This is a genomic window from Streptomyces sp. NPDC002004 (genome assembly GCF_053593975.1).
On sequence record NZ_JBSFDP010000003.1, the window covers coordinates 313801 to 328352 of the forward strand.

Here is a 14552-nt window from a genome sequence, read left to right on the forward strand (position 1 = left end):
GGTCATCGCCCCGCGCGGCCCAGCGGCTCCCGAACCGGGTCGGAGGACTGCGGTGCTTGTGAGGGGGGTTCAGTGGGCCACGGCGCGTGCCATGGACCCGCGGTGCGGTTGCAGCGGGACCCTGTCCTGGGCCGCTGCGGGCCTGGCTCCCTGGCGGCTGCCGGGGGCCGGGCTCCGGCGTGGCTGTGCCGCCGCGCCGTTCTGGACGTCCATCACGGCGTGCGCCACGAGTCCGCCCATGGGGTCGTGCCTGATCAGGTCCCGGAGCCGGGAACGCGATGAGCGCCCCTCGTTGCCCGGGTAGAGGTGCTTGCCGAGGCCGACCGCGTGGGCCAGCGCGGCGAGCGCCGCGGTCCGCGGGTCCGGCGGTACGCCGGTGCGGATCGCCGAATCCAGCCGGGCCCTGATCTCCCGGCTGATCGCCGTGTCCGTCGCCTGGTAGCGAGTCGTCGGCAGTACCCCGCACATCTGGCCGGGCACGGCATGCACCATGCCGCACCGCTCCAGATGCGAGAGATACGTCTGGCGCAGCCCCAGGCGGGGCCCGCCGATCCAGTGCACCGCGCGTACGGGTGCCCCGCGCCTGCGGAGCAGTTCCAACGCACAGTCCAATGTCGGATCTCCTGTCGGCCGTGGCACGACCACGGCGATACGATCCCCGTCTGGGGCTATCCGTCCGGCGAGCGCCAGCTCCACTAGCTGTGCACCGGCCAGACCGAGGTCGAGCGACTGCGGCTGCGCTGTGGTACCCGTGGTCGGGTCCAGAGCGAGCAGCAGAAGCTCCTCCGGAATTGTTCTGCGGCTCCTGCCCATCCATGCCTCCCCGCGTGGATGAATGACAGGGTGACCCCTCTCACATTGGTCTGTCGAGGGTGCGAGGGGGCTTTGTCATGGAACCGGTAGCTATGTCGTTCTCGTCTAGCAGGTCGGCCGGGCTCGCACACAGGACACTGGTAGATGTAGCGGACCGGTGGAGTCCGCGGCTCCCTTCGGCTGTTGGGAGCCCAGGGGGGTTCGGGGTGGCATCTCGTGGCATTTGAGTGGTTGAGGACACGGTGCAGGGGCGTATGAAGGAGGCATCGGTGGCGGGCGAGTCCCCCGACAGGTCGAAGCAGCAGAAGTCGTCGGACGGCGACCATGACCCGCGTGTTGCGATGTTCTCCCGGGGGGAGGCAGGGGGGTCGGCTTCCGAGGACTCGGGGTCTTCGGGCGGGAAGACGCTGATGCTGGGGTCCGTGGTTGCACCGGAGAAGTCCTCTCCGGACGCAGGGGACCCCACGGAGTCCGCGGACTCCACGGATTCCGCCGGGGGTGCGGGATCCGAGGGGGCCGGGACGTCCTCCCGGGCATCGGGGGGCGAAGAGCCCGCGAATGACCCGCGGTCCGTGGACGGTACGGAGTCCGCCGGGGGCGCGAAGTCCGCCGAGGGCGCCGAGGCCGAGGAGCCTGCGGAGGCCGGGGCGGATGCCTCGGGGGACGGTGGGCGCGACGGCGCTGATGACGGCGACGGCGGCGACGTGCACGCCGACGCCGACGGCGACGGCAAGGCGGACGCCGACGGCAAGGCGGACGCCGACGGCAAGGCGCATGCCGATGCCGACGGCGAGGGTGACGCGCGGCTGAAGGCTGCGGTCGCCGCGTGGATTTCGGGCGACGGAAACGGCGAGGGGGAGCCGAAGGAAGCTTCCGCCAGGTCGACGGACGAGGCGGACGACGCTGACGGCTCCGCCTACGGCTCGTCGGCCGAGGACGGCCCCACGGCCGATGCGGCCGATGCGGACCGCGCCGCCGATGCCGACAGCGCGAAGGCCAAGTCCGGCGTGGACGCCGCGAAGTCGGGCACCGAGAAGTCCGGTGCCGAGAAGCCCGGCGCCGAGAAGCCCGGCGCGGGCGCCGTGACGTCCGACGGTCCCGCCGAGAAGTCCGGCGCGGACTCCGGGAAGGCGGATGCCGAGAAGCCCGGCGCGGACTCGCGGAAGTCCGACGCCGAGAAGCCCGACGCCGAGAAGCCCGACGTGCCCGCGGCCAAGGCCGAGGCGCCCGCCGGGAAGTCCGGTCCGGACGCCGAGAAGGGCGACCGGCGTGCCGTCGACCAGGCCACTGCCATCTTCCGGGCCGTGAAGCCGCCCGTCGACCAGCCGACGACGATGCTGAAGATCGGCGACAAGGCCGGCAAGGCGGAGCAGGCCGGCAAGGCGGAGCAGGCCGGCAAGGCCGAGCAGACCCGGAAGCCGAGCTGGGCCGAGAAGGCGGGCAAGGCCGAGGACACCGGACGGCCGGAGAAGGGCCAGGGCACCGGTGCGCCGGGGAAGGCCGACGGTGCCGGCACTGCCGGGAAGGGCGACGACGCGGGCAAGGGGAAGCCCGGTGCCGAGTCCGACTCCGAGCGGACCAGCAAGTTCGTCGCGCTGAAGTCGTTGGACGCGCCCGCGCCGCCGAAGCAGCCGGCCGCGCCGGAGAAGCCCGCTGCGCCGAAGAAGCCCGTGGCCGAGGAGCCCGCCCCGCCGGCCGGGCCCAAGGCGTACGTCGGGCCGGAGAAGACCACGCAGCAGCCGCTGCCGCCGAGGCCGCCGCTCGATCTGCTCGCCGAGCTGACGAACACGCCGCCGCCTCCGGAGACTCCGCTGCGCACCGCCGTGCGCCGGGTCAAGATCTGGACGCCGCTGCTGGCGCTCCTGGTGGTCGTCCTCGCGATCGTGCAGGCGGTCCGTCCGCTGCCGGCGCCGACGCTGTCGCTCACGGCCGACGAGACCTTCGTCTTCTCCGGTGACAAGCCGTCCATCCCGTGGCCGAGCGCCGGCCAGGCCGCGATGGAGGTCGACGGCATCGGAACCTTCGGCTCCTCCGGCGAGCAGAAGCCCGTGCCGATCGCGAGCGTGGCCAAGGTCATGACCGCGTACATCGTGCTGCGCGACCACCCGGTCAAGGACGGCACCGACGGGCCGCTGATCACCATGGACCAGAAGGCCGAGGACGACGCCAAGCTGGTGTCGGCCGGCGAGTCCACGGTCGATGTGACCAAGGGCCAGAAGCTGACCCAGCGCGAGACCATTCAGGCGATCATGCTTGCGTCCGCGAACAACATCGCCCGTCAGCTGGCGCGTTGGGACGCGGGTTCCGAGGCGGCGTTCGTCAAGAAGATGAACGCCACGGCCAAGGAACTCGGCATGACCAACACGACGTACACCGACCCGTCGGGTCTGACCGCGAGCACCGTGAGCACCGCCGTCGACCAGGTCAAGCTGGCCAAGAAGGCGATGGAGAACAAGCTGTTCCGCGAGGTCGTCCGGATGCCCTCCTACAAGGACATCAACGGCAAGAACCAGCCGAACTGGAACCGCCTCGTTCCCGTCAACGGCGTCATCGGCATCAAGACCGGTACGACCACCAAGGCGGGCGGCAACCTGATGTTCGCCGCGCGCCAGGACATCGGCGGCACGACGCAGATCGTCGTCGGCGCCGTCCTCGCGCAGCCCCCGGCCGCGCGCGACAACTCGATCCTGACGGGCGCGCTCGACGCGGGCGACAAGCTGATGCAGGCCGCGCGGGGCGTCCTGGAGTCGAAGGCCGTCGTGAAGAAGGGCGACGTCGTCGGCGTCGTCGACGACGGGCTCGGCGGGACCACGCCGGTCGTCGCGACCAAGGACGTGTCGGCCGTCGGCTGGGCCGGGCTGACCGTGAAGCTGGAGCTGGACGACGACGGCAAGGCGCTGCCGCACGAGGCGAAGGCGGGCACGAAGGTCGGCGTCCTCAGCGTCGGCGACGGCACCGGCGGCGCCGTCGAGGTCCCGGTGGCCCTCCAGAAGGACCTGGCGGAGCCGGGCTTCGGCGCCAAGCTGACCCGTCTGGGGTAGTCGCCGTGGGCCGCGGCCCCCGTACCGTGAGCGGTGCGGGGGCCGCGGCCGTGGTGCGCGACGGGGCCGCCCCTGCGGGCACATCCGTCGTGCCGACGACTGGCTGCCGGGGGCCCGGGCGGCCAGCATGGTGCGTGTTAGCGTCGTCCGGCTGGCTCCGGCCGGGACGGCACAGGCCGACAAGGGAACAGACACGGGGAGTGCCATCAGTGGCCACTGCGGAGCCGACGCGGGCCGGCGGGACCGGAACGGACGTCGACGAGGGGAAGCGTCCGCGAATACCGTCGTCGCCCCCGGTGCCGGACGGCGAGCCGTCGCGTGCCGGCCGGGCACGCCGGTTCCTGCAGGACCTCGTGGACCGGTCGGCCGAGCGCCCCGTCCTCGCCATCACCGCCCTCGCGGCGGTCCTGCACGTCGTCTGGTTCTTCGCGTTCGCCAACAGTGGCGGTGACCTGGCGGCGCAGGACGCCTGGGCGGAGTTCGTGGGGCGGCACCCCGATTCGGCGTACAACCTCGCCTGGTACGGCGGTATGCACCCGGTGTCGTACAGCGTCGTGTCGCCGTATCTGATGTCGCTGCTCGGCGTGCGGACGACGATGATGCTCGCGGGCACGGCGTCCGCCGGACTGCTCACGCTCGTGCTGGTCCGCAGCCGGGCGGTGCGCGAGCCCCTGTGGCCCGCGCTCGCGGGTGTGTTCGGGCTGTGGTGCAACGCCGTGTCCGGCCGTGTGACGTTCGGGCTCGGCACGATGTTCGCGCTCGCGGCCGTCGCCGCGGTGTTCTGCTGGCCGTACCGGTGGCGCCACCGGCGCTGGGCCAAGGCCTCCGTCGCGGCGCCGCTGGCCGCGCTGGCGACCGCCTCGTCACCCGTGGCCGGGCTGTTCGTCGGGCTGATCGCGGTCGCGCTGTTCCTGGAGAAGCGGCGGCCGGGGGCGTACGCCCTGGGCCTCGCGCCCACGGTGGTGGTGGGCCTGTCCGCCCTGCTGTTCCCCTTCTCCGGTACGCAGCCGATGTCCTTCTGGTCCATGCTGCTGCCGGTGCTGTTCGCGGTGCTGGTTCTGGCGCTCTCGCCCAAGGACTGGGCGACCGTGCGGTTCACCGCCGGTGTGTACGCCATCTCCGTGCTCCTCACCTGGCTGATCAGCTCGCAGATCGGCTCCAACATCACCCGGCTCGCGATGCTCTTCGCCGGTGTCGCCCTGGTCGCCGCCCTCCCGTACACCGTGCCGCGCTCCCGCAAGTGGTACGCCCTCGTCGTCGCCCTGACCGGGTTCACCGTGTGGATCGGGATCAAGACCGTCGACGACATCGTGCACACCACGCCCAAGGCCTTGGGGGCGCGCGAGCTCGCGCCCCTCATCAACCAGCTGCAGAAGACGCACGCCGAGAAGGGCCGCGTCGAGATCGTCCCGGCCCGCAGCCACCGCGAGGCCTCCGCGTTCGCCCCGTACGTGAACCTCGCCCGCGGGTGGAACCGTCAGGCCGACATGGAGCGCAACCCGCTCTTCTACGACGACACGCTCAACTCCGCGAACTACCACGAGTGGCTCCAGCGCTGGGCCGTCCACTACGTCGTGCTGCCGGCGGGCGAACCGGACGGCGACGGCGGTCAACGCGAGCGTCAGCTCGTGCTGCGCGGCCAGCCGTACCTGCGGCAGATCTGGGGCGACTCCAACTGGCGGCTGTTCCAGGTCACCGACGCGACCCCGCTCGCCGATCCGCCCGCCGTCGTCGACCGCGCCGAACAGGGCGAGCTGACCATCGAGGTGAAGCGGCCCGGCCGGGTGCTCATCCGGGTCTCGTACTCGCCCTGGCTCGGCCTCGTCGACGAGCACGGCAAGGCCGTGCAGCCGCCGCAGGAGACCGAGGAGTCCAAGCAGAGCGCCAACGGCTTGCCGAAGACGTACGACAACGTCAACGGCTGTCTGGTGGAGACCGCCGAGGACACGGCCGGCGACCGGTGGACCGAACTCCTCGCCCCGCGCCCCGGCACCTACCGGCTCGCCGCCCTCTACCAGCTGCCCCGCGGCACCCCCTGCCCGGAGGAGCTGCGCTAGGGCTCCAGCCCCCGCGCACGCCGCGCCCCGCGAGCCCGGCGCCGTCCGTACGGCATCCCCCGGCGGTCACCCAGACCGCTGGGACGCCGGGTGCGCGCAGATCCCGTCCAGCGGGGGCCCGGTCCGGTCCGCCCCCTTCACCCTGGACTGCACCTGATCCAGTTCGTCCAGCAGGGCGGTCAGCTCTCCGGGGCCGGTCTGGTAGTTGTCGAAGTACTTCAGGACCGCCCGGTAGAAGGCGTCCCGCAGCTGCGGAGGCATCACGTCCGAGGCGTCGAAGCAGAGCTCCGTGGCCTGGCCGTTCTGTCCGGAGAGCTGATGCGCCACCTCCTTGCCGATCTCGTCCTGCGGCTGCGGGTCCTGCTCCGAGGGGAACAGCGGGCGGACGGCGGTGCCCGCCGTCCGCATCCACAGGCTGCGGCCCTTCGGCCCGGAGAGCTCGTCGACGAGTTCCTGCGCCGCGTCGCTGTCCTTGAACACGGCGGCCATGTCGCCGGACACCTCGTACGCCCCGTCGTACTCGCTCGGCCCGGGCAGATAGCGCGCCGACGGCTCCCATCGGACGGGGGTCCTCGCGTACACGTACCGGATGTAGGCGTTCTCGTGCTCGTGCGCGCAGTCCATCGAGTTGAGCAGGCCGCGCGGCTGTCCGTCCCTGCCGTCCGACGGGCCCATGTACGACGTCGTCAGCGACCGGCGGATCGAGTCCGCGGAACGCCTGCCGAGCAGCGACGCCCAGGTGGTGAACGCCTCCCGGACCGGGCTGCGGTTCCAGTGGAGCTGTCCCGTCGCCCACTGGCCGTAGACCTGCGGGCCCGACCGGTGCAGCAGGATGTCCTCGATCCAGTCCGTGCCCGGCCAGCCCGACGTGGCCTGCGACGCCAGGCCCACGCACCAGCGGCGGTCGCTGCTCGGCGTGCCCCGCTTGCTCCACACCAGGCTCTTCAGATCGACCTTCAGGGGCACCCAGTAGGTGTCACGGACGCCGTCGACCAGCAGGGTCGGCGCCCACGGCGCATAGGCGCGCTTCGACGCTCCCCCTCTGAGCGGGAAGGCCTTGTGACGGCGCGCGTAGTCGCTCAGCTCGCCGATGCTGTTGAGGATCGCCACGTCCGGCGGGTCGCCGGCCTCCAGCTGCGCGACCAGCGTCTCGCGGAGCGAGCTCGTGCCCTCGTAGGTGTAGGTGTAGCCGTCGTGGTCCAGTGTGCGGAGCGTCGCGGCGAACGCCTTGCCCTCGTCGCCCGTCCACGGCCCGAGCACCCGCAGCGTGGTGTGGCCGCCCCGGGCACACCCCCCGGAGGACAGCGCCGTCAGCGCGAGCAGACAGAGCACGAGCGCGGTGCGCAGCGCCCTGACGGGACGCGGGCGCCCGGGACGCGGCGGCCTCGGACGGGACCGTCCGGGACCTGGGGGACCGGCGTGCGCCGGTGTGGTGGGTGCCGGTTCCGTCGACACCTGCTCCATGGGCGCGGGCTTCCTGTGCGGCAGCTTCATGTGACGGCCCCCGGGCGCGTGACGAGGAGGTACTCGCGTCGGTACATGTGCAGCGCGGCCCCGGTGACCGCCGCGCTCAGCAGTCCCACCGGGACGACGTAGGGCGCGGCCCCGGGCACGCCCGGGACGCGGCCCGCGGCGAGCTCGTGGTCGATGCCGCCGCCCAGTCGCTCGATGGAGTGCCGATCGACGTCGCCGGGCGCGTCGTCCTCGGCGCTGATCTCGATCTGCGGCGTCGTCTCCTCGGACAGCGTGCGGGCATCGCCGACGACCGTGTGCTGGGCGTGTTGCGCAAGCACGGCGTCGACGGTGAGCAGCGGCACGGCCGCCAGCGGCAGCGCGGCCAGCAGCAGCGGCAGGCTCGGCCGGACCCGGAATCTGCGGTGCAGGAAGCTCAGGGTCCGCCACAGGCCGAACACGAGCAGCGCGAACGCGACCAGCGACCCTCCGGCCGCAGCCAGCACCCCGTCGCCCCAGGCCGCCCGCTCCGCGAGGCGTCCGTGCAGGGCCTGCTCCAGCGCCGAGATCTGGTCCACGACGGTGGTCGCCCGGTAGCCCCGGTCGGCCCGGCACTGCTTCGTGAGGTCGTTGGGCCGGAGATGGGTGCACAGGATGGTCCGGGAGTAGGACAGTTCGGCGGTGCGCAGCGCCGGGTCGTCCGCGTCGCCCTCCGCGCGGCTGATGTAGGAGCCGTACTTCTCGACGAGTGCCCGGGTGACGCTCAGCTTCTGCTGCTCCGGCGGCGTCAGGGCGCCGGAGCGCGCGACTTGGTCGAGCTGCTGGGCGCTGCGGGTCATCCGCAGTCCGTACTCGTCGCTCAGACCGCTCAGCCGGGCGGCCTGCCCGTCGGCCAGGCTGTCCTCGGCCTCGTGGTGCGCGATCTGCAGGGACGTCTTGGCGTCGGCCAGACCGACCAGTGCGGGTGCGACCCGGCCACGCAGATAGTCGGTGTCGGAGCGCACCTGCGCGTACGCCCAGCCGAACGAGGTGAACGCGACGACGGCGAGCACCGGCAGCGCGATCAGCCGGTCGCGCAGATACGTGCGGTTGCGGCGCGGGACCCGCTCGGGCCAGAGGTACGCCCACAGCCGGGCGCCCACCGCGGCGGCGACGGCCGGTAGATGGCGCGAGCGCGCCCGGAGCGCCGTGCTCCGGCGGGATTCCGTCACGGCTCCTGCCCTTCGTACCAGCGCACGCTCATGCTGGCCTGGACGCGGGTCGCCGCGAGGTCCAGCTTCGGGATGGCGGAGCGCAGGCGGACCTCGCCCTGTTCGGAGTCGAGGACACGGACCAGGCCCCGCAGATGGCGGCGCATGTCGGCGTTGCCGACCGCGGCCGCCAGCGACCAGGCGCGGCCGAAGTGGGTCTCGGCGGCGCGGCGCTCGCCGGCCTGGAGCGCGGCGCAGCCCGCCTCGAAGGCGTCCCGCAGCGCCTGCTCGTCGCGGTAGTGCTGCACCCGCGGGTTCCGCGACCTGCCGCCCGCCGGCGCCGCGTGCGCGGCGCCGCCCCAGCGCAGATGGACACCGGCCGGGGCCGGCAGCCGCACCCGCGGGGAGCCGGACCCGGCCCGGTCCACGCCCACCGACGCCAGCAGCAGCCGCACGCCGCGCTGCGAGGGCCGGAAGGGGGCCGTGGCGCTCAGCAGGTACTCGCGGTGCTCCTCGCCCCACGGTCCTGTGTCGTACCACTGCACGGGCCCGCCGGCGCCCCGGTGGACGGCCGTCAGATCGGTGTCCGACGACCACAGGGCGACCCGGCTGGGGTGCACGCGCTCCACCGAGTGCAGCGTGACGTCCTTGCCGAGCCGCAGCCGCAGCCGCAGGCCCGTGACATCGCGGGACAGGGCCTGTGCGGTGAGCTCGGTCAGCGCCTCCGGGAGCCGCGCCAGGTCCTCGACGGTACGGGCCTGCCCCTCCAGCGCCTCGGTGACCCCGAGGAGTTCGGGGCTCTCCCACGCGTCCCCGATCCCGACGACGTCGCACTGGAAGAGGGACCGGCATCCGTCGATGCGCCCCCGTAGCTGCTCGGGGGTCTCGTACGCGGGGTCGTTGCCGCTGTCGGTGAGGAGCAGCGCATGCCGTACGCAGCCGTCGCGCCGGTCCGCGGGGATCCGCTCGAACAGCCGGCGGGCGTGGTCGAGCCAGAGGCCCATGGCGGTGCCGCCGCCCGGGGCGTGCCGCCGCAGCGCCTCGGCCGCCTCCCGCCGGGTCCGTCCGCCCGCGACGGCGAAGCCGTCCCCCGTGGCCGGATAGACCGTCTCGGTCCGGTCGCTGCACGCGACGACCGCGAACTCGGCACCGTCCGGGAGGCGTTCCAGCGCGGCGAGGGCGGCGGTGCGGGCCGCAGCCATCCGGCCGGCCCGGCTCACCATGGACGACGCGTGGCTGATCAGCAGCACCGTGGCCACGGGCGGCGCCCCGGTCCGGGCGCCACGGCCGGCGGCTGCCTCCCCGGCCCTCGCCCGGTTCCTGCGCACCGTCATGGAGACCACCGCGTACACCCGGGACGGCGTGCGGGGGTCGGCCGGCTCGGGCACCTCCTCCTCCTGGTCCACCCTCAGCGCGACGGTGGCGTCGTGCTCCTCGCCCGCTCCGCTGCCACGGTCCGCAGCCATGCGATCGCCCTCCTCCCGAACCATGGACTGTCCCTGTGGTGACGCCAGCTCACCGGGCGTACGCCGTAGGCCAGGTCGAGCAGCCGCTCCGCGAGCGCTCCGGTGTCGACCCCGCAGCCGGGGACCGCGTCGGGCGACCGGGCCACCTGGTGCGCGAGGCCCTGGTACAGCCGCGACAGGTCCGTGCCGAGTCCCGTGCGGTCGGCGGGGAAGCCGAGCCGCGGGTCGGCCTCGCTGTGCAGCGTGGCCAGATCGGCCCCGGTGAGCGCACCCGCGTCGAGGAGTTCCCGCGCCTTCTCCCAGACGGCCGTGGTCATCCGCATACGGGCCTGCTCGTCGGTGAGGCCGTGCTCGTGGAAGAGCCGGGCCAGCCGGTTCAGGACCGTCCCGAGGTCGCGTGCGTCGACGGTGTGGGCGACGCTGATCCGCACGGCCGCGGCGCGGGCGGCCGTGTGGTGCCGGGAGTGGTTCGGCACCTTGTGCAGGGCGCGGATCGCGCTGCGTGCCGGATTCGGCCCGCCCAGGTGGAGCAGGGCGCGTGCGGTGCCGAAGGCGGCGCTGCCCAGCGACGGGTTGCGCAGCCGCACCGCCTCGTAGAAGGTCAGCGCGGCCTGCCACTCGCCGAGCCGCTCCGCGCAGTGCCCGAGGGCCAGCTTCGGCGCGTACTCGCCCGGTATCGCCGCGTACACGCGGTCGAAGTGGTCGCGGGCGACGCGCACATGGTCCTGGGCGAGCGCGAGGAGCCCACGGTGCCAGTCGATGCGCCAGTCGTACGGGACGCGGGACATGCCGAGCGTCGTGATGGCCTTGTCCAGCTCCGCGGCCGCCTCGGTCATGCCCGCCTCGTACGCGTCCCGCGTCCGCTCCGCCGCCTGCGCGGCACGCAACTGCAGGCGGCAGCGCAGCAGATGCACCTCCGGGGACCCGTCGAGCGTGCTGGTGCGCTGGAGCAGCGTCGCCGGGTCGTCGTCGGTGAGACGGTCGAGCGGACCGTGCTGCGGGTCCTCGGGGTCGGGCCGCGGTACCGGCAGGCCGCGCGCGACCTCGCCCGACGGCGGGGGATCGTACTGCCGTGCCGTGCGGGCGCCGTCGGTGGCCCACCGGGACACGGGGGGAGCGGCGCCCAGCTGGGCGTCCAGCGCGTACGACGACTGGAGGAACAGCGGCGACGGCTCGAAGGTCTCCTCCCGGGTGCGCAGCGAGCGCAACTCGCGCAGCACGCCGCGCAGTTGCTGCTCCATCTCCTGGGCGTGCGCGAACCGCTCCTCGCGCTTGACGTGCGTGGCCCGGTGCAGCACGCGCGCCAGGGAGACCAGACCGAGGCCCTCCGGGGCGGGCGCGGTCATGTGCCGGGCGGCGTGCGCGAGACGGCCGGACGACAGGGCCGTGCCGGTGGCCGGCTCCGGGCCGGTGTCCGGGTCGGCCGACGCGGTGAGCCCGGTGCCCGCGGCGAGCGCGGCCAGCTCCCGGTGGTGGGTGCCCAGACCGCTGAGCACCCGCAGCGTCTCGCCGAGGCTGAACAGGTCGTCCTGGGGGCCGTATTCACCACGCGGCCCGGCGGTGGGTGCCCGGAACGCCAGCGTGTACGGCCCGGGCCTGCCCGCCTCCCGCACGCTGCCCACATCGATGATCTTCGTCGCGGCACCGTCGTGCATGAGGTTGTCCGGCTTGAGGTCGCCGTAGACCTTCCCCGCCGCATGCAGATAGCCGAGCGCCGACAGGATCCTGATGCCGTACGCGAGGACGAACTCGTGGAAGCGGGACCCGCCGAACTCGTCCGGGTCGCGGCGGGCCCGTCCCCGCACTTCGTCGAGGGTGAGCCCGTCGACGTACTGGAGCACCAGGAAGTCGCCGACGCCCGGGTGATGGCCGTAGTTGTAGACCCGGATGATGTCGTCGTGATTGAGGTCGACGAGCTCCTTGCGTTCGCGCAGCAGGATGCTCGGTGGCACCGCCGCGCCGGTGCCCTGCTCGGGATGCAGGATCTTGACGGCGACCTCCCGCAGGTCGACGTTGCTGTCGAGCGCGAGGAACACCTGGCCCATGCCGCCGTAGCCGAGCGGGCGGATCACGCGGTACTGGTCCGCGAGCAGGCCGCTCGGCGGGAGCTTCAGCACGCGCAGGCTGAGCGGGTCGACGCGCGGGTCGGTCCGGTCGCCGTCCCCGCGCCGCCCGGCCGCCCGCTCCTCCAGGGTGATCTCCGGCAGCGCCGTCGGGTCGGCGGTCTCCGGCGGCATCACGACCCGTGCCGGGCGCCCGGGGCCGTCCACCGGCAGCGGGTCCCGCGCCCCCGCAGGTTCGCTGGGGAAGGGCGCCGCCGAATGCTGCCGCGTGGTGAAGTCGACCCGCTCCAGGGTCACCAGACAGTGGCCGAGCTCGACGGCGCCCGGGCAGCCCTCGAACGGGCACGGGGTGGCGCCGGTCAGGGGTGCGCTGCCGGTCATCGGCCGCCCTCCTCGTCGTCCTCCGGGCGCCTGCCGGTGAGCCGGCGCACCACGGTCACGAACTCCTCCACCGCCCGGGCCGCCGCCTCCAGCGTCACCGGCCCGCCGTACAGATGGCGGTGGGCCGTGCGATAGGGGCCTACGGCGCCGGGGTGTTCGCCGAGGCCGTGGCGCACCAGCCGTGCCCGGTACGCGTGCAGCATGCCGATCAGCCGGTCCCGCTCCTCGCTCAGCGCCTCCAGCGCCCAGCCGGCCTGCTCGACCCGCAACAGCCGCCGCTCGATGCGCTGTTCGCCGTGCGACAGCCGTTCCAGATACGTCGCCGGGGCGGGCCGGTCGCCGTGACGCTCGGTGTCCATCGCGAGCAGCGCCTGCCACAGCCGTGCCTCCGAGGTGTACTCGGGCGGCCGCAGGTGTCCCGCGATATGGGCCTCCACGGTGTCGTAGACGTGGCTCACGAAGATCTCGGCCTCCGCGAGGGCACCGATCCGGCGGCCGATCCGGTCCAGCCAGTCCGCGGCCCGCGTCGGGGGCAGCAGCCGGGCCATCTCGTCGGCGAACGCGCTGTCCGGGCCGGCCAGCACGATCAGCAACCGGGCCCCTGCGAGGGCCAGTTGGTGCAGCCGGTGTGCCGTGGCGTACGGGGCGGAGGTGCTGCGGTCGGCGCCGAGGACGGCGATCGCCGGGCGCACGGCGTAGCTGCCGGCATGCGCCAGCGCCTCGTTCAGCCCCTCCATCGCCTCCCGGACGGAGGCGGTTCCGGGCGGGTCCAGCGAGGTACCGGCGAGATTGAGGACGAGGCTGATGCTGCCGACGCGCGGGGTGATGCCGGCCTGGCCGAGCAGCGGGGCACCGGAGAGACGGCGTCCGTCCCGGGCACCGCCCCGTGCGGTGGCGCCGGTGGCCGGGGCCGCCCGCCTCGGCACGCCGTTGCCGGTGCCGTGTCCGTCGATGCGCAGGTGTCCGTCGGTGGGTCCGTCGATGTGCCCCCGTGCGTCGGCGGGTCCGTGGTCGTCGCCGCTGCGCCGCCGTGGGATCACGTGCCGTGCCGGGTCGGCGGAGAAGCGGGGCGCGCGCTCGCGGTCGGCGAGGGTGAGCAGCAGTCGCAGCGCCTGCCGCGCCCGCTCGTCGTCGGACCCGATGAACAGCACCTCGACGTCCCAGGCGTCGGGGTCCGCCGGGTCGCCGTGCAGCCAGCGCAGCACCGTCCGCTGGAGGGCGTGGGGGCGCGCGGTGAGTGCGTACTCGGCGGGGACCGCGTCCTCGTCGGACATGGTGCGCGCCCCGTGCACGAAAGGGGCGACGCCGGGGAGGCAGGCGGCGACGATGGACGTCGGGATCATGTAGGCGCGGCGGCCCTCGGCATCGGCCCGGACCAGGACGCCGATCACCCGGTCGGTGTTCCTCAGGACGACGCCCGCGCCGTCGAACCCCGCCAGGGCCCGGTCCCCGCCACCGTCGAGGTCGATCCGGTCCCACTCCTCGCTCGGCCCGCCGGGACCCAGGTGCGTGCCGGTCGGCCACGGGTCCGCGTCGCTGCCCGCCGGGAAGCCGTGGATCCCGACCGGCGCCCCGTACCAGCCGGCCGCCCGGAACAGCGTCACCGGCGACGCCTCGGGCACCGGCCTCACCAGTGCTAGCAGGGCCAGGTCGCCCTGGTCGTCCCCGAACCGCGGCCGCCAGTTGCCGTCCATCACGGTCGCCGTGAACCGCTGCACCCGCCGGGGCCGGTCCGCGCGCAGCAGCTCGACCTGGACGCGCTCGGGGCGGCGGTGCGTGACCGGGTCCTCCTCGACCACATGTGCGCACGTCAGCACGCGGTCCCTGCCGAGCAGCACCCCGGCACCGAGCACCCGGCCGCGCCCGCGCGCGTCCCAGCTGCGTAATCGAACCCGCCAACCACCCTGTACGCCGAGGGAGTCGGCCCGCCCCGAACCCCTTTCCGCATCCCCCTCCATGTTTCCTCAGGATAGGCGCGGATACGGACAATGACGCCTGGGATGCATGGGGTGACCGATCTCGTGCCCGGCGCGCGGAAGCGGGCCCGCGCGTGGGCGGCGGCGTACGACGAGGTCACCCCCGTCGACGG

Annotated in this window: 8 protein-coding genes; 2 read left to right on the top strand and 6 right to left on the bottom strand. The window is 73.7% G+C overall.

Going from position 1 to position 14552, the window contains the following annotated elements:
- Positions 1-69: 69 nt before the first annotated feature.
- A complete protein-coding gene (locus ACWCP6_RS07365) occupies positions 70-813 on the bottom strand; it encodes a GOLPH3/VPS74 family protein (RefSeq protein WP_450931391.1) in 744 nt (247 codons plus the stop codon).
- A gap of 572 nt (positions 814-1385) precedes the next feature.
- Here ACWCP6_RS07365 and ACWCP6_RS07370 point away from each other — a divergent pair.
- Positions 1386-3854: a D-alanyl-D-alanine carboxypeptidase gene (locus tag ACWCP6_RS07370; protein WP_450931392.1), complete on the top strand. Its 2469-nt coding sequence runs from the start codon at positions 1386-1388 to the stop codon at positions 3852-3854.
- A gap of 209 nt (positions 3855-4063) precedes the next feature.
- Entirely contained in the window at positions 4064-5911 is a 1848-nt protein-coding gene (locus tag ACWCP6_RS07375) for an MFS transporter (RefSeq protein WP_450931393.1), read from the top strand.
- Positions 5912-5977: 66 nt separating this feature from the next.
- Here the strand turns inward: ACWCP6_RS07375 and ACWCP6_RS07380 are convergent, their stop codons facing one another.
- From ACWCP6_RS07380 to ACWCP6_RS07400, 5 genes are read right to left on the bottom strand one after another with little or no spacing between them, the layout of a single operon-like run.
- Entirely contained in the window at positions 5978-7405 is a 1428-nt protein-coding gene (locus tag ACWCP6_RS07380) for an alpha-glucoside ABC transporter substrate-binding protein (RefSeq protein ID WP_450931394.1), read from the bottom strand.
- Positions 7402-8574: a hypothetical protein gene (locus tag ACWCP6_RS07385; protein WP_450931395.1), complete on the bottom strand. Its 1173-nt coding sequence runs from the start codon at positions 8572-8574 to the stop codon at positions 7402-7404. The genes ACWCP6_RS07380 and ACWCP6_RS07385 overlap by 4 nt, the downstream gene beginning before the upstream one ends.
- Positions 8571-10019, bottom strand: a complete 1449-nt coding sequence (locus ACWCP6_RS07390; protein ID WP_450931396.1) for a hypothetical protein — start codon at positions 10017-10019, stop codon at positions 8571-8573. Before ACWCP6_RS07390 ends, ACWCP6_RS07385 begins: the two co-directional genes overlap by 4 nt.
- Entirely contained in the window at positions 9962-12463 is a 2502-nt protein-coding gene (locus ACWCP6_RS07395) for a tetratricopeptide repeat protein (protein ID WP_450931397.1), read from the bottom strand. Before ACWCP6_RS07395 ends, ACWCP6_RS07390 begins: the two co-directional genes overlap by 58 nt.
- Positions 12460-14421 carry a trypsin-like serine peptidase gene (locus tag ACWCP6_RS07400; RefSeq protein WP_450931398.1) on the bottom strand — a complete coding sequence of 654 codons (1962 nt, stop codon included), beginning with the start codon at positions 14419-14421 and terminating at the stop codon, positions 12460-12462. The genes ACWCP6_RS07395 and ACWCP6_RS07400 overlap by 4 nt, the downstream gene beginning before the upstream one ends.
- Positions 14422-14552 lie beyond the last annotated feature (131 nt).

Bases quoted from the DNA above. Each gene is read 5' to 3' on its own strand.
- ACWCP6_RS07390 (WP_450931396.1), bottom strand. From the start codon at position 10,019: ATGGCTGCGGACCGTGGCAGCGGAGCGGGCGAGGAGCACGACGCCACC.
- ACWCP6_RS07380 (WP_450931394.1), bottom strand. From the start codon at position 7,405: ATGAAGCTGCCGCACAGGAAGCCCGCGCCCATGGAGCAGGTGTCGACG.
- ACWCP6_RS07395 (WP_450931397.1), bottom strand. From the start codon at position 12,463: ATGACCGGCAGCGCACCCCTGACCGGCGCCACCCCGTGCCCGTTCGAG.
- ACWCP6_RS07400 (WP_450931398.1), bottom strand. From the start codon at position 14,421: ATGGAGGGGGATGCGGAAAGGGGTTCGGGGCGGGCCGACTCCCTCGGC.
- ACWCP6_RS07365 (WP_450931391.1), bottom strand. From the start codon at position 813: ATGGGCAGGAGCCGCAGAACAATTCCGGAGGAGCTTCTGCTGCTCGCT.